Origin of the sequence: Pseudoduganella sp. UC29_71, assembly GCF_042693265.1 — a bacterium.
GTDB lineage: Bacteria > Pseudomonadota > Gammaproteobacteria > Burkholderiales > Burkholderiaceae_D > Rugamonas.
In genome coordinates this window covers 2,509,013-2,532,480 of the sequence record NZ_CP170549.1, presented here as the reverse complement: position 1 = coordinate 2,532,480, position 23,468 = coordinate 2,509,013, and the positions used below count along the sequence as shown (strand labels likewise).

At 65.2% G+C, this 23,468-nt stretch carries 19 protein-coding genes; 15 read left to right on the top strand and 4 right to left on the bottom strand.

Annotated features, from left to right (window positions below; translation table 11 throughout):
• Positions 1 to 8: 8 nt before the first annotated feature.
• Positions 9 to 641, top strand: coding sequence for a GNAT family N-acetyltransferase (locus ACFJI2_RS11080; protein WP_377705823.1), 633 nt, complete (start codon positions 9 to 11; stop codon positions 639 to 641).
• On the opposite strand, the gene ACFJI2_RS11075 is transcribed toward ACFJI2_RS11080, so the two are convergent.
• Positions 638 to 3,460: a M16 family metallopeptidase gene (locus tag ACFJI2_RS11075; RefSeq protein ID WP_377705039.1), complete on the bottom strand. Its 2,823-nt coding sequence runs from the start codon at positions 3,458 to 3,460 to the stop codon at positions 638 to 640. The two genes, ACFJI2_RS11080 and ACFJI2_RS11075, sit on opposite strands and share 4 nt — an antisense overlap.
• 143 nt (positions 3,461 to 3,603) lie before the next feature.
• On the opposite strand from ACFJI2_RS11075, the gene ACFJI2_RS11070 reads away from it, so the two are divergent.
• Positions 3,604 to 5,310: a DUF4214 domain-containing protein gene (locus ACFJI2_RS11070; protein WP_377705038.1), complete on the top strand. Its 1,707-nt coding sequence runs from the start codon at positions 3,604 to 3,606 to the stop codon at positions 5,308 to 5,310.
• Here ACFJI2_RS11070 and ACFJI2_RS11065 read toward each other — a convergent pair.
• Together ACFJI2_RS11065 and ACFJI2_RS11060 are read right to left on the bottom strand one after the other, a co-directional pair.
• A complete protein-coding gene (locus tag ACFJI2_RS11065; RefSeq protein ID WP_377705037.1) occupies positions 5,307 to 6,290 on the bottom strand; it encodes a diguanylate cyclase in 984 nt (327 codons plus the stop codon). The two genes, ACFJI2_RS11070 and ACFJI2_RS11065, sit on opposite strands and share 4 nt — an antisense overlap.
• 45 nt (positions 6,291 to 6,335) lie before the next feature.
• The gene (locus ACFJI2_RS11060; protein ID WP_377705036.1) at positions 6,336 to 7,112 is read right to left on the bottom strand and encodes a sensor histidine kinase; all 777 of its coding nucleotides are present in this window, start codon (positions 7,110 to 7,112) and stop codon (positions 6,336 to 6,338) included.
• A gap of 171 nt (positions 7,113 to 7,283) precedes the next feature.
• Here ACFJI2_RS11060 and queE point away from each other — a divergent pair, with 171 nt between their 5' ends.
• From queE to ACFJI2_RS11020, 8 genes are all read left to right on the top strand, one after another.
• Positions 7,284 to 7,919 carry a 7-carboxy-7-deazaguanine synthase gene (gene queE / locus ACFJI2_RS11055; RefSeq protein WP_377705035.1) on the top strand — a complete coding sequence of 212 codons (636 nt, stop codon included), beginning with the start codon at positions 7,284 to 7,286 and terminating at the stop codon, positions 7,917 to 7,919.
• Positions 7,920 to 7,934: 15 nt separating this feature from the next.
• A complete protein-coding gene (gene queD, locus ACFJI2_RS11050; protein WP_056390122.1) occupies positions 7,935 to 8,381 on the top strand; it encodes a 6-carboxytetrahydropterin synthase QueD in 447 nt (148 codons plus the stop codon).
• Positions 8,374 to 8,880 carry a tRNA adenosine(34) deaminase TadA gene (gene tadA / locus ACFJI2_RS11045; RefSeq protein WP_377705034.1) on the top strand — a complete coding sequence of 169 codons (507 nt, stop codon included), beginning with the start codon at positions 8,374 to 8,376 and terminating at the stop codon, positions 8,878 to 8,880. Before queD ends, tadA begins: the two co-directional genes overlap by 8 nt.
• Before the next feature lie 105 nt (positions 8,881 to 8,985).
• The gene (locus ACFJI2_RS11040; protein ID WP_377705033.1) at positions 8,986 to 9,798 is read left to right on the top strand and encodes an alpha/beta fold hydrolase; all 813 of its coding nucleotides are present in this window, start codon (positions 8,986 to 8,988) and stop codon (positions 9,796 to 9,798) included.
• A 2-nt stretch (positions 9,799 to 9,800) separates the two neighbouring features.
• Entirely contained in the window at positions 9,801 to 10,712 is a 912-nt protein-coding gene (locus ACFJI2_RS11035) for an alpha/beta fold hydrolase (protein WP_377705032.1), read from the top strand.
• Positions 10,713 to 10,744: 32 nt separating this feature from the next.
• A complete protein-coding gene (ldcA, locus tag ACFJI2_RS11030) occupies positions 10,745 to 11,665 on the top strand; it encodes a muramoyltetrapeptide carboxypeptidase (RefSeq protein ID WP_377705031.1) in 921 nt (306 codons plus the stop codon).
• Positions 11,658 to 12,971 (top strand): NAD(P)/FAD-dependent oxidoreductase, encoded by a 1,314-nt coding sequence (locus ACFJI2_RS11025; protein ID WP_377705030.1) that lies wholly within the window; start codon positions 11,658 to 11,660, stop codon positions 12,969 to 12,971. The genes ldcA and ACFJI2_RS11025 overlap by 8 nt, the downstream gene beginning before the upstream one ends.
• Before the next feature lie 175 nt (positions 12,972 to 13,146).
• Positions 13,147 to 13,347 (top strand): hypothetical protein, encoded by a 201-nt coding sequence (locus ACFJI2_RS11020; protein WP_377705029.1) that lies wholly within the window; start codon positions 13,147 to 13,149, stop codon positions 13,345 to 13,347.
• 44 nt (positions 13,348 to 13,391) lie between these two features.
• Here the strand turns inward: ACFJI2_RS11020 and ACFJI2_RS11015 are convergent, their stop codons facing one another.
• Positions 13,392 to 14,582 (bottom strand): AraC family transcriptional regulator, encoded by a 1,191-nt coding sequence (locus ACFJI2_RS11015; RefSeq protein WP_377705028.1) that lies wholly within the window; start codon positions 14,580 to 14,582, stop codon positions 13,392 to 13,394.
• A 216-nt stretch (positions 14,583 to 14,798) separates the two neighbouring features.
• Here ACFJI2_RS11015 and ACFJI2_RS11010 point away from each other — a divergent pair, with 216 nt between their 5' ends.
• The 5 genes from ACFJI2_RS11010 to ACFJI2_RS10990 all read left to right on the top strand — a co-directional run bounded on the left by ACFJI2_RS11010 (position 14,799) and on the right by ACFJI2_RS10990 (position 23,358).
• A complete protein-coding gene (locus tag ACFJI2_RS11010; RefSeq protein ID WP_377705027.1) occupies positions 14,799 to 16,412 on the top strand; it encodes a methyl-accepting chemotaxis protein in 1,614 nt (537 codons plus the stop codon).
• Positions 16,413 to 16,577: 165 nt separating this feature from the next.
• A complete protein-coding gene (locus ACFJI2_RS11005; protein WP_132132485.1) occupies positions 16,578 to 18,179 on the top strand; it encodes an ABC-F family ATPase in 1,602 nt (533 codons plus the stop codon).
• An 11-nt stretch (positions 18,180 to 18,190) separates the two neighbouring features.
• On the top strand, positions 18,191 to 19,327 hold the full coding sequence (gene nadA / locus ACFJI2_RS11000; RefSeq protein WP_107868952.1) for a quinolinate synthase NadA: 1,137 nt from the start codon (positions 18,191 to 18,193) through the stop codon (positions 19,325 to 19,327).
• On the top strand, positions 19,324 to 20,196 hold the full coding sequence (nadC, locus tag ACFJI2_RS10995; protein ID WP_377705026.1) for a carboxylating nicotinate-nucleotide diphosphorylase: 873 nt from the start codon (positions 19,324 to 19,326) through the stop codon (positions 20,194 to 20,196). The genes nadA and nadC overlap by 4 nt, the downstream gene beginning before the upstream one ends.
• 102 nt (positions 20,197 to 20,298) lie before the next feature.
• Positions 20,299 to 23,358, top strand: coding sequence for an EAL domain-containing protein (locus ACFJI2_RS10990; RefSeq protein WP_377705025.1), 3,060 nt, complete (start codon positions 20,299 to 20,301; stop codon positions 23,356 to 23,358).
• Positions 23,359 to 23,468: the final 110 nt, after the last annotated feature.

Here is a 23,468-nt window from a genome sequence, read left to right as displayed (position 1 = left end):
ATGCCGCGATGGCCCAGCGCCATGGCCTGGCGGCCCGTTATCCGCGCGACGTGTCGCCGCTGGCTGGCCTGCGCGAACCATCGCCGCAAGCGTTCGCCGACTTGCGCACCATGGTGGATGTGGGCGAGGAAGTGTGGCTGTTGACGCCGAATCCGCTGGATTTGCCGCCGGAATGGGAAGTGGTCCGCGCACGCTATATCGACCAGATGGTGTACGCCGGTCCTCGGCCTGCCCAGCCTGTCGCCCACGCCTGGCCGCTGCTGCCGCTGGGCGCGGACGACGTGCCGGACATGATCGCGCTGGCGGCGGAGACCAAGCCCGGGCCGTTCGTGCGGAAAACCATCACCATGGGCCGCTACCTGGGCGTGCGCAATGCGGAGGGCGAGCTGGCGGCAATGTCGGGCACGCGCATGGCGCTGGACGAGTTTACGGAGATCAGCGCCGTCTGCACCAGTCCTGAAGCGCGCGGCGCCGGCCACGCGCGGGCCTTGATGCTGGCGCTGATGGCGCAGATCGAAGCGTCCGGGAAGACGCCTTTCCTGCACGTGAAAACGGAAAACGGCGCCAAGCAAGTCTATGAAAAACTAGGCTTTGCCGTGCGCCGCGAGATCTGTTTCAGCGTGATACGCCGTATAGCTTAATTGGCAAACACCTCGGCCGCAGGCGTGATCTTCACCGCCTCCGGCTTGATGTTCAGCTTCATGTTGCCGATCACCTGGTCTTCCTCCAGCACTTCCTTCGGCTTGTTGCCGTCGTATTTGATGGGCGAAGGGGCGTCGCTGACCAGCTTCTCTTTCAGGCCGGCGGCGTCCTTGGTGATGATCACCACCGACAGGTTCCTGGCCGACAGATGCTTCTTCATGGCGGCGTTTACGTCGTCCACGGTCAGCTTCGACAGGCCGTCGCGCATCAGCTTCGTGAACTCGGGCGTGTTGTACCACTGCGAATCGAGCGCATAACCCAGCTGCTGGTCCTGCGTCGAGGTCATGACGAAGACGTTCTTCATCAGGTAGCCGCGCGTGGTGTCGAACTGCTCCTGGGTCATGCCTTTGCCGAGCGCCTTGTCCAGCTCGGACAGCGCGATGCGCAGCGCGAAGTGGCCGTTTTCAGGCGCCACCGGCCGTATCCACACCTCGAACAGCTGCGCCTTGCGGCCCAGGTTAGGATTGGGGAAGAACTGGAACATTCCGCGCGGGAACGCTTCGGTGTAAGCGTAGTCGCCATAGTTCATGCCGCGCAGTTCGCGGATGCGCTGGTACAGCAGGGCGCTCGATGAACGGTGCTCGCCGAGCCAGGTCTTCACCATCCACAGGGCAGGGAAGTCGGGGTGCGAGCGCGTCACCGTCAATGGCAAGCCGAAGGAAATGGCCGTGGCGCGGGTGTTCTTCTCGATGATCTCCACTTCCAGCCCGTTCGGTATTTTGCCCACCGGCGCCGTGGTGGCTGGCAGGCCGGCGCCTTCCGGCAGCTTGGCCAGCGCCTGCTTCAGCGAGGCGGTCATGGCCTCCGTTACATCGCCGGAGATGCCGACGCGCACCGCGCCCTGGGTGTACGCCGTCTTCCAGAAGTTCTTCACGTCGTCCAGCGTGATGCTGTCCAGGCCCTTGACGGTGCCCAGCGCGGCGTGGCCGTAGCCGCTGCCCGCGAAGACGTTGGTTTGCAGGCGTTCCTTGCCCAGTTCTTCCTCGTTGTTGTCCTTCAGGTCGGTCTGCAGCGCGTTCTTCTGCGCGTCCTTCAGGCGGCGGAAGTCTTCCTGGCGGAAGCCCGGCGACAGCAGCATCGGCAGCGCGATCTCGTTGAAGGCGGTCCAGTTGTCCTTGTGGATGGAGCCGGTGAAGGTGGTCATCTCCTTGTCGGTCTGCTCGCTGAAGCTGCCGGCCATCGGGAAGAAGGCCTTGGCGATTTCGTCGATCTTGCGGTCGGTGGAGCCGGCCGAGGCCACCATGGCGGCGGTCAGCGCGGCCAGGCCTTCCTTGCCGGCCGGGTCGTGCGCCGAGCCGGCCGAGAACAGCAGCTTGTAGCGGATCTGCGGCAGTGCGGACTTTTGCACCAGCACGTCGATGTTCGCCGCGCCCGACTTTGGCTCGAAGCTGGCCAGCTTGGGCAGCGCGCCGATCTCGGATGGCAGGGTGGAGTGCGACAGCGTGGTGACGACCATGCCGTCATCGGTCAGGAACTTGCGGCCGGCGGCCAGCAGGTCGGCCGGGGTCAGCGAGTCCAGCACGCGGTAGTAGTTGTTGATGGTGCCGTAGGAACGGTTGAAATGCACGAAGGAGGCCAGCGTGCCGGCGATTTGCTCGGTGTTGTCCAGCGAACGGATCACGCCGTACTTCAGGGCGGACTTGGCTTCGGCCAGCGTCTTGTCGCTCACCGCTTCGGTGCGCGCCCTGGCGATGGTTTGCAGGATGGCGTCGCGCACGTACACTGCGTCGTCGCCGCGCTTGACGCGCGCGCCGACTATGGCCAGCGTCGGATCGACGCGGTTCGGCGTGCTGTCGAACAGCTGGTCCACCTTCTGCTCGTCCTGCACCAGGCGCTTGAACAGCGGCGACGTGCGGCCGAAGGACAGCGTCAGCAGCAAGGACAGCGCCGCCTGTTCCTTGGCTTTTTCAGAGAAGGCGGGTGCGCGGAAGGCCACCGTCACCAGCGGCAGCGTGGGCGTGGCCCACGGCACGTGCTTGTAGATGGCGCCTTTCGGTGCCGGCTCAACCGGCACGTCGGCCTTGTAGCTGCCGCGCTGCCATTTGCTCCAGTATTTTTCCACCATGGCGATCGCCTTGTCCGGTTCCACGTCGCCGGCCACGATGATGGTGGTGCGCTCGGGGCGATACCAGCGGTCGAAGAACACCTTGGAGTAGGCGTACTGGTTGGGCATGTCCTCGATGTCCTTGATGAAGCCCATCGTGGTGTGCTTGTAGGTGTGCTTGTCGTAAGCCGCGTCGCGCATCACTTCAAACAGCTTGGACATGGGATTGGCGCTGTTCTTGTTGTATTCGCCCAGAACGGCGCGCGACTCGGTCTTGAACACGTCTTCGCTGTATTCCAGGTGCTGGAAGCGGTCTGCCTCGACCTTGAGCACCGTGTCCAGGTCTTCCTTGGCGAAGGTGGTGTAGTAATTGGTCAGGTCGTCGCTGGTGTAGGCGTTCTGGCGCGCGCCGGCCTTGGTGATGATGTCCTGGTATTTTTCCGGCGGGTAGTCCCTGGTGCCGCGGAACATCATGTGCTCGAAGAAGTGGGCGAAGCCGGATTTGCCGGGTTCCACTTCGTTGCGCGAGCCGGTCTGCACCGGGATCTGCAGCGAGACGATGTTGGGGAAGCCGGTGGGGACGACGATCACTTTCAGGCCGTTGGCGAGGGTCTTCTCGGTGGCCTTGAAGGGCAGCAGGTCGGCCTTGCCCTGGTTGGCGGCCATCGCGGGTGCGGCCAGTGCCAGGGTAAGGACTGGTATCAGCTTGGACACTTCTTTCTCCTTTTTGTTATAAAAAGCCACTCATCCGTGTAGGTAGCGGCAACGCGGAAGAATAAAATATTCAGGCTCGAATGCATAGCCATTTCGGCGTGCTACCATGAAACTAAAACCGCCCACCCTTTGCGCGTCACATTATGAGCATAAGCACCGGCACCAACAGCATCGATGCCCTGGTCTACAGCAGCTGGAACAGCAGTCCGGGGACGGCGGCAGCGCTGACCTACAGTTTCCTGGCCAGCCCGCCGAGCGGCGCCAGCGCGGACGATGCCAAGGGCTTCCAGATGATGACGTTCGCGCAGCAGCAAGCGACGCGCGCGGCGCTGGGCGCCTGGTCGGCGGTGGCCAATCTGAGTTTCGTGGAGGTGGAAGGCGGCGGCCAGTTGCGCTTTGGTACCAACGACCAGAGCAAGAACAACAGCAGTGCCTATGCCTACCTGCCCGAGCCCGGCGTCGACTACGTGGCGCTGTACCTGAACAACCGTGGCTATTACAACAGCGTGTTCACGCCCGGCAGCTTCGGTCCCTCCGTGCTGCTGCACGAAATCGGCCACACGCTGGGCCTCAAGCATCCGGGCAACTACGACTCGGCCGGCACCAGCATCGACGGCCCTTTCCTGCCCGATGCCACCGACAATACCGATTATTCGGTGATGTCCTACCACCAGTCGTCGTCGTTCAATGGCCGCTACGATGTCAGCCCCATGCTGTACGACATCCAGGCCATCCAGTACCTGTACGGCGCGAACACGGGCTACCGCGCGGGCGATGACGTGTACGCCTTTGCCAGCGGCCAGGCGCCGGTTTGCATCTGGGACGTCGGCGGCAACAATACCTTCGACTTTTCTGCCTGTTTCGGCGCCACGCAGATCGACCTGCGCGCGGGCGCGTTCAGCGGCACGGCCAGCGGCTTGACCAATGTATCGATCGCCTACAACGTCACTATCAAGACGGTGCTCACCGGCAGCGGCGGCTCCACGGTCACGCTGAACGACGCCGGCGACGTGGTGAAGGGCGGGAGCGGCGCGGACGTGGTGCGCGTGGGCGCCGGCGACGACCTCATCAATACCGGCGAGGGCACGGATACGGTGGTCTTCAGCGGCCTGTTCGCCGACTATGCCATCGTTCGCACGGCCGACGAGGTGCGTGTCGCGGGGCAGGGCACGGATGTGCTGTCGGGCGTGGAGCTGCTGCAGTTTGCCGACGTGCGCGTGAGCGTGGGCGACCTGGCCCTGTCCGGCCCGGCCGGCCCCACCAGCGGCAACGACACCTTCCTGGCCATGCCGGGCAATGAGTTCATCGACGGCGGACCTGGCCTGGATACCGTGGTCTATGGCGCCGCGCGCGGCCCCTACCTGGTGCGGGCTTCGGGCAAGGGCTACACCGTCACCGACGGCGGCGGCAGCGTGGACGTGCTGACCGGCGTGGAACGCATCGTCTTCAACGACGGCGGCGTGGCGCTGGACACCGATGGTGCGGCGGGCCAGGCTTACCGCCTGTACCGGGCGGCACTGGACCGGACGCCGGACAGCGCAGGCCTGGGTTTCTGGATGGCCGCCATGGACAAGGGGCTGGACTTGGGATCGGTGGCGCGCGCCTTCATCGACAGTGCGGAGTTCAGCTCGCGCTATGCCGGCTTTGACAACACCCAGTTCGTCACGCAACTGTATACGAACGCGCTGCACCGCGCGCCGGACGCGGCGGGCCTGGCCTGGCATGTGGCCAACCTGGAACACGGCTTGTCGCGCGCCGCCGTGCTGATCGGCTTTGCCGAATCGGCCGAATGCCAGGGCGACGTGGCCAGCGTGATCGGCAACGGCATCGACTACACGCCGTTCGGCTAGGCTTCCCCCTCCTGCGTGAGGCTGATGCGGTTGCGCCCCATGTGCTTGGCGCGGTACAGCGCCGCGTCCGCCGTGGCCACCAGCTGCGAGGTTTCGTTTTCCGGCGCGGGCAGGGCGGTGGCGGCCCCGATGCTCACCGTGACGAACTGCTTGGCCGCGCCCAGGTTGGGCAGCTGCAGCTGCTCCACCCGGCAGCGGATGCGTTCGGCCACGATGGCCGCCCCTTTCAGCGACTGGTTGGGCAGGATCACCGCGAATTCCTCGCCGCCGTAGCGCGCCACCAGGTCGTTGGCGCGCATTTCGCTGGCCACCGCGGTGGCAATGCGCTGCAGGCACTCGTCGCCGCCCAGGTGGCCGTAGGCGTCATTGTACTGCTTGAAGTTGTCCACATCGACCATCAGCAGCGACAGCGGCTGCTGCTGGCGCAGCGCGCGCTGCCACTCGGCGTGCAGGGTGCTGTCGAAGCAGCGGCGGTTGGCCAGGCCGGTCAGTCCGTCGCGCGTGGCCAGCTGCTCCAGCGCGATCTGGGCCTTCTTTTCTTCGGTCAGGTCGCGCAGGGTTTCGACCACCGCCACGATGGCGCCGTCGCTGTCGCGGATAGGGCTGGCATCCACCGCCAGGTAGCGGCGCCGGCCCAGGCGCGGCATGTCGCACCAGTTTTCGGCGGTCAGGCTTTCGTCCTCGGTGCTGCGCACGTGGCGGTCATACAGGTGCGGCGCGTCGGCGCTGCGGCCTTGCACCACCAGGTCGGCCAATGTGGGGCGCGGCGCGTGGTAGAAGCAGCGCCAGTGCTCGCAGGTGCCCAGTACTTCGCCTGCTTGCACCCCGGTCAGCCGTTCGCAGGCGCGGTTCCAGATCAGCACCCTCCCGTGCAGGTCCAGCACGAAAGTCGGGATCACCAGCAGCTCCATCAGCTTGAGCGCCAAACCTTGCTGGGGGCCGGCCTGGGCCGGGTCGAACCATGACAGAACCTGAGACATACGCGTCCTCTTATGTTGTGCTGCAGTCCATTTTGCTGCTGGGTGTCAACGCCTTGCTTGATGCGGCGCAAAAAACGGTTGATTGGCCGCGCGCGCGGCGGTGGGGATGGAGATGGTGAGCGCCGTTCCCTGGCCGGGCGCGCTGGCCAGCACGAAACAGCCGCCGGCGGCCGCCACGCGGTGCTCGATGCCCAGCAGGCCGCAGCCCTGGCGCGGCGGGCCTTCCTGCATGCCTACGCCGTTGTCGCGCACCGTCATGCTCAGTTCGTGCGCATTGCGGCACAGCGCGATGGACACCTCGGTGGCGCCTGCGTGGCGCGCGATGTTGGACAGCGACTCCTGCAGCACGCGGAACACGGTGGCGTCGGCCGGGCAGGCCGCGTCGTTGCCGTATTGCGCGGATTCGAGCCGGTAGTGGATGCCGTTGATGCGCGAGAATTCGGTGAGCTGCCGTTCCACCGCGCAGCGCAGCCCATGTTCCAGGCCCACCGGGCGCAGGCCGTTGATGATGCCGCGCAGCGAGCGCACGCCGGCGTCGGTGTGGGCCAGCAGCGTGGCCAGGTGGCGCCGCGCGGAGGGCGGCAGGCCGGGGTGGTTCTGCAGCGCCGCCAGCTCGATTTTCAGTGTCAGCAGGTTTTGTCCCAGGTCGTCGTGGATGTCGCTGGCGATGCGCAGCCGTTCCTCGTGCAGCAGCGCGGCACCCTCCGCGCGCGCCGCGCCCAGTGCGCGTTGCAGTCGTCGGCATCGCCACAGCAGCGCCAGCGAAATCGACGCGAGCACCACTGCGCAAGCGGATAGAATTTCAACATGGAATGCAGTCATGGCAGGTCTCCGGCAGTCGGAACAGCACTGAACATAGCCTGAATGCAACATGTGCACTTTGTCGAATATCAAACTGTCAATCGGCTGTGCCGTATGGCTAACATTCCCGCCACATTTTATGGAAGCGCTGCTTTCGGCTATAATTGAAGGTTGACTATTGGGTTAATCATCGTGACTTACAGCATCAAAGAGATTTTCTACACCCTGCAGGGCGAAGGCGCCCATGCAGGCCGTCCCGCCGTGTTTTGCCGCTTTGCCGGCTGCAATCTGTGGACCGGCCGCGAGAGCGACCGCGCCACGGCGGTCTGCCAGTTCTGCGACACCGACTTTGTCGGCACGGACGGCGAGCGCGGCGGCAAGTTCGCCGCGCCCGAGGCGCTGGCCGAGCTGATCAACAGCCTGTGGCCGCAGACTTACCCGGCCAGCAAGTACGTGGTGTTTACCGGCGGCGAACCGCTGCTGCAGCTGGACCCGGCCCTGATCGCCGCGATGCACGCGGTGGGCTTCGAGATCGCGATTGAAACCAATGGCACGCTGCCGGTGCCGGAAGGCGTGGACTGGATCTGTGTGAGCCCGAAAATGGGTTCCACGCTGGTGGTCCGCAAAGGCAATGAAATCAAGGTGGTGATCCCGCAGAAGGACCAGGACCTGTCGGCCTACGAAGGGCTGGACTTCGACAATTTCTTCGTGCAGCCGATGGACGGCCCGCTGGCCGAATTCAACACCACGCTGGCGATCGAGACCTGCAAGCGCAATCCGAAATGGAAACTGAGCCTGCAAACCCATAAACTGCTGCAAATACCTTAATACCAAAGAATCAATATGCTGACCATCACCCGCAAGCTGGAATTCGACGCAGGCCACCGCATTCCCGACCACAAGAGCCAGTGCCGCAACCTGCACGGCCACCGCTATACCCTCGAAATCACGCTGACCGGCCAGGTGATCAATGCCGAAGGCAATTCCGACAACGGCATGATCATGGACTTCTCGGACGTGAAGACCATCGCCAAGGAACACCTGGTGGACGTGTGGGACCATGCTTTCCTGGTCTACGAGAAGGACAGCGCGGTCAAGGAATTCCTGGCCTCCCTGCCGAACCACAAGACGGTGGTGATCGACCGCATCCCGACGGTGGAAAACCTGGCGGCGGTGGCGTGGGACATCCTGAAGGCTGCCTTCAAGGACCGCTACGGCACCGGCCTGCACCTGCACAAGCTGGTGCTGCACGAAACGCCGAACTGCTGGGCCGAGATCACCGATGCCTGACGCGCAGTTGTCCTCGGCCGCCGACGAAACCTTTATGCGCGCCGCGCTGGAACAGGCGCAGCGCGCCTGGGACCAGGGCGAAGTGCCGGTGGGCGCCGTGGTCGTCAAGGACGGCGTGGTGATCGCGCGCGGCTACAACCAGCCTATCGGCCAGCACGACCCCACCGCGCACGCGGAAATCGTGGCGCTGCGCGCAGCGGCCGAAGTGCTGGGCAACTACCGCCTGCCGGGCTGCGAGCTGTACGTGACGCTGGAGCCGTGCGTGATGTGCTCGGGCGCCATGATGCATGCGCGCCTGGCGCGCATCGTCTACGGCGCGCCCGATCCCAAGACCGGCGCCTGCGGCTCGGTGGTCAACCTGTTCGAGCAGGAGCAGCTCAACCATCATGCGCAAACCGTGGGCGGCGTGTTGGCCGACGACTGCGCCGGCCTGCTGAAGAGCTTCTTCGCCGCGCGCCGCGCGGCCGCTGCCGCGGGGCGCAAGGGCGCTGTGGAGTAAACGCCACTGCCGGCCACGTGTCCGGCATTCGTGTTAGCCCTGCTCAGCGGTTGGTGCTATGCTGGTGCAAACGGCAAGAGGCATTACCCGTAAGCAGGAGATTCAATGCGGTCCCCCAAACAGATAGAAGATGAGGGCGCGCCTGGCGTGGTGCGCCTCGCCCTGGAGTTGCGCGCACCCTGGGAACTGGGCGCGGCCTTCGCGGCTTACCCCTTCGCCCGCCTGGCGCCCGCCGGCGACGGCCATTCCGTCATGGTATTTCCCGGCCTGGCAGCAGGCGACACCACGACCATTGTTTTGCGGCGCTTCCTCAGCGACCGGGGCTACGACACCTACGCCTGGGAGCAGGGCCTGAACTTCGGCCCCAAGCCCGGCGTGCTGGAAGCGTGCATTGCCCGCATCGAGGACATCCACCGGCGCACCGGACGCAAGGTCAGCCTGGTCGGCTGGAGCCTGGGCGGCGTGTATGCGCGCGAAATTGCCAAGATGCTGCCCGATAAGGTGCGCGTGGTGGTCACGCTCGGTTCGCCGTTCACCGGCCATCCCAAGGCCACCAATGCGTGGCGCGTGTACCAGCTGGTGTCGGGCGAAAAGGAGATCGACGCGGCGCGCTTTGCCGCGCTGCGCCAGCGCCCGCCGGTGCCCACCACTTCCATCTTCAGCCGCACCGACGGCGTGGTGGCCTGGCAGTGCAGCATGGAAGAGGAAACCGCCAGTTCCGAGAACATCGAAGTGCATGCCAGCCATGTCGGCATGGGCGCCAACCCCACCGCGCTGTTCGCCGTCGCCGACCGGCTGGCGCAGCCCGAGGGCCAGTGGCGCCGTTTCGACCACGTGGCGCACACGGGCATCAAGAAGCTGCTTTATCTCGATCCCCAGCGTACGCCGTTCTTCCAAAACCTGTTTGGATGGTACTGATCATGCCTACCGCCCTTGCCAACGGCATCACCATTGCATACGAAACCTCCGGCGATCCGTCCGGGCCGCCGGTGCTGCTGGTCATGGGGCTGGGTATGCAGCTGATATCCTGGCCCGAGGAGTTCGTGGCGGGGCTGGAGGAACGGGGCTGCCATGTGATCCGGTACGATAACCGCGACAGCGGCTTGTCCACCAAATTCGACGGGGCGGGCGTGCCCAATCTGCCGCTGTCCTACCTGAAGAACATCGTCGGCTGGCCGCTGCGGCCGGCCTACACCCTGGACGACATGGCGGACGACGCCTGCGGCCTGCTGGACCACCTGGACGTGCCGCAAGCGCATGTGATCGGAGTGTCCATGGGCGGCATGATAGGGCAGGTGTTCGCAGCGCGCCATGCGCGCCGCACGCTGAGCCTGACGTCCATCATGTCCAGCAGCGGCAGGCGCGGCTTGCCGGGGCCGACGCGCGCGGCGCGCAAGTCGCTGCTGACGGCGGCGCCGGCCGGCGGCACGCGCGAACAGCTGGTCGCGCACATGGTGGAGACCTTCCGCGTCATCGGCAGCCCGGACTTTCCTATGCCCGAGCCGGAACTGCGGGCGCGCATCGGCCGCACGCTGGACCGCAGCGTATGCCCGGCCGGCGTGGCGCGCCAGCTGGTGGCGATCGCCGCGAATGGCGACCGCAGCCACCTGCTCAAGCAGATCCGCAAGCCCACGCTGGTGATCCACGGCGCCAGCGACCCGCTGGTGCCGGTTGCCTGCGGCATCGATACCGCCAGCCAGATCGCGGGCGCGGCGCTGCACATCATCGACGGCATGGGGCACGACCTGCCGCCGCAGCTGATAGGGCGCCTGCTCGCCTTGATCGAACCGCATGTGCAAGGTAAGATGGCCCGGCATTCCCAGGCTGCCTGAACGCCCGGGTGCTAACCTTGGGTTGAGCGGATTTGAGTATTCCAAAAATTGGTATCGCCATCGCCGCACCGGGCGGCTATGCGCTGGACGAAGCGGCGCTGGCGCGCGGCATTGCGCGCATGGCGGCGCAGGGTCTGACGGTCCACAACTACTACCAGCCGGATCATAAGTTCCAGCGTTTCGGCGGCACCGACGAGGCGCGCCTGGCGCAGCTGAACGCGGCGGCGGCCGATCCCGGCGTGCAGGTGGTGATGGCGCTGCGCGGTTCCTATGGCATCAGCCGCATCCTGCCGCAGATCGATTTCCGCGCCATGGCCGACAGCGGCAAGCTGTTCGTCGGCTATAGCGACTTCACCGCGTTCCACATGGGCTTGATGCAAGCCACCGGCCGCATCAGCTTCGCCGGCCCGATGATCTGCGACGATTTCATCCGCGACGAGCCGGTGGACTACACGCTGAACCAGCTGTGGGACTGCCTGCGCGGTCCGACCCACACTGTGCGCGGCGCGGCCGCCGGCAATCCCGTGGTGGACGTGGACGGCAAGCTGTGGGGCGGCAACCTGGCCATGCTGGTGCACCTGCTCGGCACGCCGTACTTCGCGCAGATCGACGGCGGCATCCTGTTCATCGAGGACATCAACGAGCATCCCTACCGCGTCGAGCGCATGCTGCTGCAACTGCTGCATGCCGGTGTGCTGGACAAGCAAAAGGCGCTGGTGCTGGGCGACGTCTCCGGCTACAAGCTGGCGGCCTTCGACAATGGCTACGATTTCGACGCCATGCTGGCCTATATTCGCTCGCGCCTGCCGATCCCGGTGTTGACCGGGCTGCCGTTCGGGCATATCAGGGAGCGCTGCACCTTGCCGTTCGGCGCGCAGGCGCGGTTGGTGTCGGACCGTTCCGGCAGCTTCGAGCTGACCGCAAGCGGCTATCCCACGCTGGGGCATGGCTGAAACGCTGCCCGAACTGAGCTACTACCGCGCTACGGCCGATCATGCGGCGTGGCCCGCGCTGCAAGGCGTGGCGGAGGCCGATGTCTGCATCATCGGCGGCGGCTTCGCCGGCCTGGCCACGGCCATGTCTCTGATGGAGCGCGGCCAGCGCAGCGTGGTGCTGCTGGAGGCCGAGACCGTCGGGCATGGCGCGTCCGGGCGCAATGGCGGCTTTGTGTTCGGCGGCTACTCGCTGGGCGAGCGGGAGCTGGCCGGCGCGGCCGGTGCCGAGCAGGCGCGCAAGCTGTACCAGCTCACGCTGGACGCGGTGGCGACCATAAGGCGCCGCATCGCGCGCTATGGCATAGCCTGCGACGCCGTGAACGGAGGTATCTACCTCGCGAACTGGTTCAACAACGGACGCATACTGGACGATCACCAGCGCTTCATGGCCGATACGCTGGGCGTGGAATGGCAGCGCATCAGCCGCGCCGACTTTGCGGGACGCGCCCGCAGCGAACGCTATTTCGGCGCGCTGTACGAGGAAAACGCCCTTCATTTCCATCCGCTGAAGTACGCGCAGGGCCTGGCCCGCGCCCTCGCGGCCGGCGGCGTTGGGGTCCACGAGCAGAGCCGCGTCACCCGCATAGCCCAGGCGCCAGCCACCAGTGCTGCTAATGCTGCGGGGGCGCGCGGCGCCGGATGGCGCATCATGACGGCCGAGGGCGAGGTAAGGGCGCGCGAAGTGGTGGTGTGCTGCGGCGGCTACATCGAGCGCCTGTACCCCAGGCTGGCCGGCGCCATCTTGCCCATCGCCACCTATGTGATGGTGACCGAGCCGCTTGGCAGCCGCCTGCCCACCGCACTGGCGACCGAGGCCGCCATCTACGACACCCGCTTCGCCTTCGACTACTACCGGCCGCTGCCGGACAGCCGCCTGCTGTGGGGCGGCCGCATCGCCGTCCGCGAACGCAGCGCCGCCGATGTCGCGCGCCTGCTGCGCGGCGACATGCTGAAAGTCTACCCACAGCTGGCCGGCGCCAGGATCGACTACGCCTGGAGCGGCATGATGAGCTACGGACGCCACAAAATGCCGCAACTGGGGCGGCTGCCCGAGGGCATCTGGTACGGCATGGGTTTCGGCGGCCACGGCGTCGCGCCTACCACGCTGAGCGGCGAGGTGCTGGCCGCCGCGCTGACAGGCGACGCGGGCGACCTCAGCCGCTTCCAGCAATGGGGCCTGCCCACCACCGGCGGCCCCGCCGGCCTGCTTGCCGCCCAGCTGACCTACTGGTACTACGAACTGCGCGACTGGCTGCGTCAATAGCACCCACCCTTGCGCCAGCGCAAACAGCGCCATCCTGTATGAGTGACAATGGAAGTTCCCCATCCTCAGTCCGGAGCGATGATGAACTCCAACGACCAGCCCTCGCCGCCGGCCCCGCTTGACTTCCAGCCGCGCCGCGCCAATGATAGAGCTATGCTCTCTCGTATTGTTAAACTTGGAAAAAGAAATGGTGGCCGTGAGGACCACGGTGGAAGTTATTCGCTCGAATTATGCGACCAAGGAAGATCTGGTTCGAGCGGAGCGGGCGCTGCGTACCGAACTCCACAAGGAGTTGCAACTGATGACCTGGCGCATCATCGGCGTTGCCGGCGCACTCGTTGCTGCCGTTTACTTCGTTGCGCGATATGTTCACTGAGTTCGGCAGTCCCCGGCTGAAGTCAGCAACCTTGCACAAGCCTCTTACTTGTTGCCGAAGCGGTAGGCGGTAGGCGTCCTTCCCGTCCATCGTACGAACGCGTGGCGGAAATTTGACGGGTCGCTGTAGCCGAGAATCGAGGCGATTTCTCCGTTGGTCATTCTGGGTTTGCGCAGGAATTCGATGGCTAGCTGCATCCGGACCTCCGACAGCAGGGCGCGGTACGTTGTTCCCAAAGACGCCAGCTTGCGGCGCAAGGTGCGAGAGTCCATCAGCAACGCCTCCGCCATCCTGTCAATGGTCGGATAGTTGCAGGGCATTTTCTTGATCAACACCGTCCTTACCGCCGAGGCGATACCCTGCTGCGAGGCTGCCTCTGCCAGGAGTCGCTGGCAGTGTTCGATGGCAAGATGATGGGTGGCGTTGTCCGGGTGCCCCCGGGTCCGCTCCGCGAACGATGCATCGAACCCCAGATGGTTATGCTGCTGGTTAAAACGCACGGGACAGCCGAACAGGATGCGCATCGCCCCAGCGTGGCTTGGTTCTGCGTACGTTACTCCCACCGACGAGAACGAGAACTCGGGGCCGTACAGGTCGCGTGCCACGGACAAGTGCGCCGCATAACCGAACTCGATAATGAATCGGTGCAGGCCATCCGCCGTGGCGCCGCCCAGCACCACCTCGTAGCCATAGCGCAGGGCCTGCTCGTCGTGCATCGACGAGATCCTGACGCCGGGCGTACACATACGGTGGTAGCGAATCACAATCTCATTTCTCTCCTCGAAATTCAAGGCGCTTAGCAGCGCGTAACCGAACATGCCGTACGAGGTCAGATGCATGCGGCTGCCCGCGCGCAAGGCCAAAGTGGGGTCGGGCGAGAGCTGCAAGGCGTTCCGGAACACCGAGCATATCTGCTGACACGAGACGCGGGTTTCAGGATTACCGAGATCGTCCACCGAAATGCCGGTGCTTTCCAGGAGCTGACCGATGTCCCCGCCGTCCTCGGCAAAGGCCTCGGCTACTGCGGTGATGCGCTGAGGCGTGTAGATGGCGGCTTCTGGATTGATGGGCATCTGTTCTGCGAAATGGGATGGTTTGTTTCTTTGCCGTAATGATAAGGATGCGCAGCCGTATTTGCCAATAGCTGCGCGCAGCGCGCGTGGGCGCGGGCCGTTGTCGGAATTCACATCCGCACCGCCGGATGCCAGGCTTTGTGTTCTCGGCGGTGCCTGCATGCCGCCGAAAGGAGGCGGCAGGGGCGCCGCGGCGCCTCGCCTGAGTAGTACGACTATCGTCCAGCTCTGCGTCGGAATTCACCTGGCGAAGCGACAATATTCACCCCTTCCAATTGTAACTATTTCGTTACAATTCTCCTTGGCAATAAACCTTGATCCGCGCGGCGTTCCCGGAATCGGCACGCAGAGATACTCAACCACTACGAGGAGAACCACATGCATTTGACAATCAGCAGGCGGCTCAAGCTGGGCTTTGGCTTTGTCACCATCCTGCTCGCCGCAGTCTCGGTCCTGGCCTACGCCGGGATCGGATCGCTGGCTACGGCGATCCAGTTGACGCACGAGGACCGTTATCCCAAGACCGTGGTAGCCAACAGGATCAAGGACGGGCTCAATGCGCAGGCGCGGCATATGCGCAACCTGTTCATCCTCGAGGATGAGGGGACGCGCAAAGCCGAACTTGCCTCCATCACCGATAGTTCGCGCGAGATCGCGGCCGGGCTCGCGGAACTGGAGCGGACCATCTTGTCCGAGGAAGGCAAGAAGCTATTGGCAGGCGTCATGAGCAAGCGGTCGCAGTATCTGGCAGCCATGCCACGCTGCCTTGACGCGCTGGCGGCGGGAGACACGGCGGCAGCCAAGGCACTCCTGCTGGGCGCTGTGCGGCCGGCGCAGCTCGCTTACATGCAGGAACTCGACGGACTGCTCGCCTACCAGACAACGCTGATGGACGAGTCGGCCCAGGCGGCGGCCGATCTGGCCTCCGCCACGCGCTTGCGGATACTGGTGCTGTCTCTTGGCGCGCTGATCGGCGCAGCGGCTTTCGCTGCCTACACTATCCGTGCCATCACGGCGCCGCTCAACGCGGCCGTGGGCATTGCGGAGCGAGTGGCTGAGGGCGACCTGACGGCCGACATCGTGGTCACTTCCGATGACGAAACCGGGAAAATGATGGGCGCACTAAAGGCCATGAACTCCAGCCTGGTCCGGATCGTTGCCGAGGTGAGGCACAGCACTGAAACAATCGCGAGCGCGGCAGGCGAAGTCGCGATTGGCAATATGGACCTTTCGGGCAGGACCGAACAGCAGGCCAGCGCGCTTGAGGAAACCGCGTCTTCCATGGAGGAATTGACGGCGACTGTCAGGAGCAACGCCGACAGCTCGGCGCGCGCCGACCAGCTGGCCGAACGCACCCGCAGTATCGCGCTACGGGGTGGGCAGGCCGTTTCCGACGTGGTGGCGACGATGAGCGACATTGGTGAATCGTCCAAAAAAGTCGTCGACATCATCGGCGTAATCGATGGCATCGCATTCCAGACCAATATCCTTGCGCTCAATGCCGCCGTTGAAGCGGCCAGGGCTGGCGAGCAAGGGCGAGGATTCGCGGTGGTTGCTAGCGAAGTGCGCAACCTGGCGCAGCGTTCCGCAGCCGCCGCGAAAGAGATCAAGGAACTGATAAACGATTCCGCGACCAAGGTGACGGCTGGCGCGGAGCTTGTCGGGAACGCTGGCAGGACCATCCGGGACGTGGTCGAAAGCGTTGGCGAAGTGGCTGAGATCATCCGGGAAATCAATTCAGCCAGCGCCGAGCAAACCGCCGGCATTGAGCAGATCAACGAGGCGATTTTGCAGATGGACACGGTAACCCAGCAGAACGCGGCGCTGGTGGAGCAGGCAGCAGCGGCGGCGGCATCCATGCAGGAGCAATCGCAGAGGCTGGTGGCGACAGTGGGGGTATTCAAGTTGGGCGGCGAGGGGCGAGCCGCCGTGGCCGCGTCACGGCGGGACGCCAGCGGGGCCGCCGAGCACGAGCGGCTCAGGGCCGCATAGGACCAGATCCCGAGGAACGGGCGGGCTCCAGCGCTGGGGATCGTTGAGTATGCAGCGCTAAGTCATTGTTTTATAAGGTGCTGCACTGCGGTCCCCGGGCGCTGTTGTATAATAGCGAAATCATTCCTAACGCCCTGATTTCATAAGGCACAGTCTAAAAGAAATATGCTATCCACCGCAAATATCACCATGCAGTTCGGCGCCAAGCCGCTGTTCGAAAACATTTCCGTCAAGTTCGGCGACGGCAACCGCTATGGCTTGATCGGCGCCAACGGCTGCGGCAAGTCGACCTTCATGAAGATCCTGGGCGGCGACCTGGAGCCGTCGGCCGGCAACGTGTCGCTGGACGTGAACGAGCGCCTGGGCAAGCTGCGCCAGGACCAGTTCGCGTATGAAGACATGCGCGTGCTGGACGTGGTCATGATGGGCCACACCGAGATGTGGGACGCGATGCAGAAGCGCGACGCCATCTACGCCAACCCGGAAGCGACCGACGACGACTACATGCACGCGGCCGAACTGGAAGGCAAAGTGTCCGAATACGACGGCTACACCGCCGAAGCGCGCGCCGGCGAACTGCTGCTGGGCGCGGGCGTGGACATCGGCCTGCACCAGGGACCGATGAGCGCCGTCGCGCCGGGCTGGAAGCTGCGCGTGCTGCTGGCCCAGGCCCTGTTCTCGAACCCGGACATCCTGCTGCTCGACGAACCGACCAACAACCTGGACATCAACACCATCCGCTGGCTGGAAGACGTGCTGAACGAGCGCAATTCCACCATGATCATCATTTCCCACGATCGCCACTTCCTGAACCAGGTCTGCACCCACGTGGCCGACATGGATTACGGCACGCTGAAGATCTACCCGGGCAACTATGACGAATACATGCTGGCCTCCACCCAGGCCCGCAACCAGCAGCTGGCCAACAACGCCAAGGCCAAAGAGAAAGTAGCCGAACTGCAGGAATTCGTGCGCCGCTTCTCGGCCAACAAGTCCAAGGCCCGCCAGGCCACCTCGCGCGCCAAGATGATCGACAAGATCAAGGTCGAGGACATGAAGCCGTCCTCGCGCGCCTACCCCTTCGTGCGTTTCGAAGGCGAGAAGAAGCTGCACCGCCTGGCCGTGGAAACCGAGAACCTGTCCAAGAAATACGACCGCCAGCTGTTCAAGAACTTCAGCATCATGGTGGAAGCGGGCGAGCGCATTGCGATCATCGGCGCCAACGGTGCGGGTAAGACCACGCTGCTGCGCTGCATCGGCGGCGAAGAGATCACCGGCCTGAATTCGGACACCGGCATGGTCAAGTGGGCGGAAAACGCCAACGTCGGCTACATGCCGCAAGACCCGACCGAAGAGTTCGCCACCGACATCAGCCTGACCGACTGGATGGGCAAGTGGACCAAGGAAGGCGACGACGACCAGGCCGTGCGTTCCATCCTGGGCCGCCTGCTGTTCGGCGGCGACGAGGTGAAGAAATCGGTGCGCGTGCTGTCCGGCGGTGAAAAGGGCCGCATGATGTACGGCAAGCTGATGCTGGGCCGCCACAACGTGCTGCTGCTGGACGAACCGACCAACCACATGGACATGGAATCGATCGAGTCGCTGAACATCGCGCTGGACAAATACGCCGGCACCCTGATTTTCGTGTCGCACGACCGTGAATTCGTCTCCTCGCTGGCCAACCGCATCATCGAGATCAAGGAAAACGAGATCGTCGACTTCAGCGGCAACTATGAAGAATACCTGGAAAGCCAGGGCATCAACTAAGCCAAAGCACCATGCAACAGACTCTAGCCATCAAGCCAGTCGAGTACGAGCATCCGCAACAGGGAACCAGCTGCGTTGCGCATGCCTGGGCGCGTACCCCAGCCACTCCCAGCGCAGAGGAACGCGTTGCCCTCAAGGAGCGCATCAAGCGCCTGCTGAAAGAAAAAGAAGCAGTGCTGGTGGCGCACTATTATGTCGACGCCGACCTGCAGGACCTTGCCGAGGAAACCGGCGGCTGCGTATCGGACTCGCTGGAGATGGCGCGTTTCGGCCGTGACCACCCCGCCAAGACCCTGGTCGTGGCGGGCGTGCGCTTCATGGGCGAGACGGCCAAGATCCTCAGCCCCGAGAAGACCATCCTGATGCCGGACCTGGACGCGACCTGCTCGCTGGACCTGGGCTGCCCGGCCGACGAATTCGCCGCCTTCTGCGACCAGCATCCGGACCGCACGGTGGTGGTGTATGCCAACACCAGCGCCGCCGTGAAAGCGCGCGCCGACTGGATGGTGACTTCGTCGATCGGCCTGGACATCGTCAAGCACCTGCATGAGCAGGGCAAGAAGATCCTGTGGGCGCCGGACAAGCACCTGGGTTCCTACATCCAGAAGCAGACCGGCGCGGACATGCTGCTGTGGCAGGGTTCCTGCCTGGTGCATGACGAATTCAAGGGCGTGGAACTGGACCTGCTGAAGGCCGAATACCCGAACGCGAAAGTGCTGGTGCACCCCGAGTCGCCGGCCAACGTGGTGGCGCAGGCCGACGTGGTCGGCTCCACCTCGCAGATGATCGCCGCCGCCGTCAACCTGGATGCGGACACCTTCATCGTCGCCACCGACAACGGCATCCTGCACAAGATGCGCGCCGCCGCGCCGGGCAAGACTTTCATCGAGGCGCCCACCGCCGGCAACAGCGCAACCTGCAAGAGCTGCGCGCACTGCCCGTGGATGGCCATGAACGGCCTGCAGAACCTGGCCGACGTGCTCGAGAATATGAAAAACGAAATCCACGTGGACCCGGCGGTCGGCGTGCAAGCCAAGCGCTCCATCGACCGCATGCTGGACTTCGCGGCCGCCAAGAAAGCCAAGGTCGCGCCGGGCGCGGACCTGGCACAGGAAGCGAAACTGTTCCAGGGAATAGGACCGGCATGAGTACTCTGCGCAATCCCCACGCTCCGTTCGACGCGCCGCTGAAGGCGGCTTTCGAAGCCAACCTGCTGGCCGCGCTGCTGGAAGATGTCGGCACCGGCGACCTGACCGGCCAGCTGGTCCCGGCCGAGGGCCGCAACACTGCGCGCGTGATCGTGCGCGAGGACGCCGTGCTGTGCGGCGCGCCCTGGTTCGAAGGCGTGATGCTGGCCGTGGACGGCGGCATCAGCATCACCTGGCACTATGCCGAAGGCGACATGATGCAAGCCGGCAGCGCCGTCTGCACGCTGGAAGGCCCGTCGCGCGCGCTGCTCACCGGCGAACGCGCGGCGCTCAACTTCCTGCAGCTGCTGTCCGGCGTGGCCACCGCCACGCGCCGCTATGTGCAGGTAGTGCAGGGCACCAACGCCAAGATCCTCGACACCCGCAAGACGCTGCCAGGCATGCGCCTGGCGCAGAAGTACGCGGTGCGCGTAGGCGGCGGAGCCAACCAGCGCATGGCGCTGTACGACGGCATCCTGATCAAGGAAAACCACATCGCGGCGGCGGGCGGCATCACCGCCGCGCTGGTGGCGGCCAAGCGCGTGGCCGGCGACAGCAAGGTGTCGATACAGGTGGAAGTGGAAAGCCTGGCCGAGCTGGAAGAAGCGCTGGCGGCCGGCGCCACCTCGGTCCTGCTCGACAATTTCGACCTCGGCATGATGCGCACCGCCGTGCAGCTGAACGCCGGCCGCGCGCTGCTGGAAGGCTCGGGCGGCGTCAACCTGGAGACCGTGCGCGGCATCGCCGAGACCGGCGTGGACCGCATCTCCATCGGCAGCCTGACCAAGGACGTGCGCGCCACGGACTACTCGCTGCGCATTATCGGCTAAGCTTTCCCCGCCGCGAAAAAAGCGGTAATATCGTTCCGTAGTGCACCTACGCCACACGGAGATGCCATATGTGTAGTCGTTTGAGTATGCGGAACGATATCCTTGAAACCGGCCCCACGCGTGCCGTCCATGGCGCTGCTGGCTGACTTCCACGCCCGCCTCGCCCGCCTGAGCCTGCGCGCCAGGCTACGTACCGTCATCAGTTGTCTAGCTATCCCCATGCTAGTCGCCGCGCTGCTGGCGCTGCTGGCGCACGCCGTTGCTGCGTCGGCCTGGCGCAGCTACGCTGAGCAGGATGAGCGCGCGCTGCAACTGGCCCTGCGGGGCAGCGCCTCGCTGCCCGCGCTGGAGGTGCCGGCCACGCGGCGCGCTACGCTGAGCGGCCTGCGCTCGCAGATGCGCGACATCTCCGCCCTCAGCGACGACGCCAACGTGCGCCTGGCCGCGCAGGCCGTCACCCTGCTTACCTACGAATACGAGACCGCCCACGCGGCAGGCGCGGCGCCGCCCGCGCCGCTGGCACCACTGCTCGATGAACTGGCCTTGCAGGCGTCGGGGGCGGCCGCGCAGTCCCATGCGCGCGCGACCTGGATAGGCCGCGCCGCGCTGCTGGCCATGGTCGTGCTGCCGGCGCTGGCCGCTGCGGGCGCGGTGGCGCTGGCGAGCGGCATCACGCGCAGCATAGACGGTACGCTGCGCGACTGCATCGACTTCGCCGGCGATATCGCGGCCGGCAATTTCAGCCACGGCAGCAGCTCGGCGCTTCCGGCGGCGCGTGCGCGCCACCTTGACGCGGACCCGGACAGCGCCAGCGAATTCGACATCCTGGTGCGTTCCATGAACCGCATCGCCGACGAAACCGTCACGGCCGCCGAGCGCGAAGTGGAGCAGACCACGCGGCTGGAGCGGGTGGAGCGCTCGTGGGCCTTGCGCTCGGCCTGCAGCAAGTCGCTGGTGCACGCGCAAAGCGAGAGCGAGCTGCTGGCCGCCATCTGCGGCCACCTGGTGGAACTGGGAGGCTACCGCGTCGCCTGGGTGGGCTACGCGCGCGAGGACGAAGCGCGCAGCGTCGAAGTGGCCGCGCACGCCGGCACGGACGCCGACTACGTGCGCGACCTGCATTTGAGCTGGGGCAGCGACGTGCACAAGCAGGGCGGCTTCGGCACGGCCATCCACCAGGCGCGCACGGTGACGACCAGCCAGCTGGCCTCGGACCTGGTGTTCACGTGCTGGCGCGAGCTGACGCCGCCGCACGGCCTGGTGTCGGCGCTGGCTTTGCCGCTCAGCGAAGGCGGCAAGCCGTTCGGCGTGCTGGGTATCTACTCAGAGCACGCGCGCGCCTTCGAGGAGGAAGAACTCGACCTGCTGCACGACCTTGCGGAGGACCTGGCGTTCGGCATCGCCAGCCGGCGCCACGCAGGCCAGCGCCAGCAGGCCGAGGAACAGCTGGCCCACCACGTCAACTACGACAGCCTGACCGGCCTGGCCAGGCTGGAAACGCTGCAAGCGCAACTGGCGCCGCTGGCGGAGGAGGCGCGCGCCGGAGACCGCAAGCTGGCGGCGCTGCATGTGAACCTGGACCGGTTCAAAGACGTCAACCACACGCTGGGCCGGGCCGGCGGCGACCAGGTGCTGGTGCAAGCGGCGCAGCGCCTGGCGCAGTGCGCGGGCGAGGGCGCGCTGCTGGCGCGCTCAGGGGCGGACGAATTCATTGTGCTGCTGCCGGTGACCGCGGCGGCCGATGCCGCCCAGGCCGCAGGGCGCATGGCTGCGCGGCTGGCCGAGCCGCTGGCCGCCAGCCAGCTGCCCGACGGCGCACCGGCGATCCGTCCGCTCGGCTCCATCGGCATCAGCGTCTACCCGGACGACAGCGCCCAGCTGGGCGACCTGCTGCGCAACGCCGGCCTGGCCATGCAGGAAGCGAAGCGGCAGGGCGGCAACACCTACCGCTATTACGCGCCCGAGCTGAACGCGCGCATGGCGTCGCGCTTCACGATGGAGTCGGAGCTGAGCCGGGCGCTGGAGCGGGGCGAGCTGGCCATGCACTACCAGCCGCAATGCAATCTGCAAACCGGCGTCATCACCGGCGCCGAGGCGCTGATGCGGTGGAAGCATCCGACGCGCGGCATGGTGGCGCCCGGCGAATTCATCAGGCTGGCCGAGGAAACCGGGCTGGTGCTGCCGCTGGGGGCCTGGGCCATCGACAATGTGTGCCGCCAGCTCAAGGCCTGGCGCGATGGCGGCGTCAAGGCGCCGCCAGTGGCGGTCAACCTGTCGGCCAAGCAGTTCCAGCAGAAGGATCTGGTGCAGACCGTGCGCCGGGCGCTGGAGCGCACCGGCACGCCGGCGCGCCAGCTGGTGCTGGAACTGACCGAGAGCGCCGTCATGCACGACGTGGAGGGCGCCATCCGCACGCTGAAGGAACTGAAGGAGGTCGGCGTCGGCATCTCGCTGGACGATTTCGGCACCGGCTATTCCTCGCTGAGCCATTTGAAGCGCTTCCCGATCGATCACCTGAAGATAGACCAGTCCTTCGTGCGTGACATCACCACTTCGCCGGACGATGCCGCCATCTGCAACGCCGTGATCGGGCTGGCGCACAATCTGCGCGTGGGCGTGGTGGCCGAGGGCGTGGAAACCGACGAGCAAATGAACTACCTGCGGCGGCGCTATTGCGACACGATGCAGGGCTTTTTGTTCAGCAAGGCGGTGCCGCCCGAGGCCTTTGCCCAGTTGGTCGCCAGCGGTAAGAAGCTGGCCCTGCCCGATGCGGCCGAGGCGCCGCGCACCTTGCTGCTGCTGGACGACGAACCGAATATCATCCGCTCGCTGAACCGCGCGCTGCGCCTGGACGGCTACAAGATCCTGGCTGCCACCAGCGCCGCCGATGCGCTCAAGCTGCTGGCCATGAATCCGGTGCAAGTGGTGCTATCGGACCAGCGCATGCCGGAAATGAGCGGCATCGAATTCCTGAGCCGGGTCAAGGAGCTATACCCCGATACGGTGCGCATCATCCTGTCCGGCTATGCGGACCTGGACTCGGTGATCGACGCCATCAACCGGGGCGCGGTCTACCGCTATTTCACCAAGCCATGGGACGACGAACAGCTGCGCGAGTGCGTCCAGCAGGCCTTCCTGCACCAGCAGCTGATCACCGCCTAGACTTGCCTTTCTGGCCGCCAGCTTGACGCGGCACAAACATCTTATCTTTCCTAGTGGCAAATAAAGTACTACTATGTATGAGCGTAGTAGCAGCTTTACACCATTGCCGT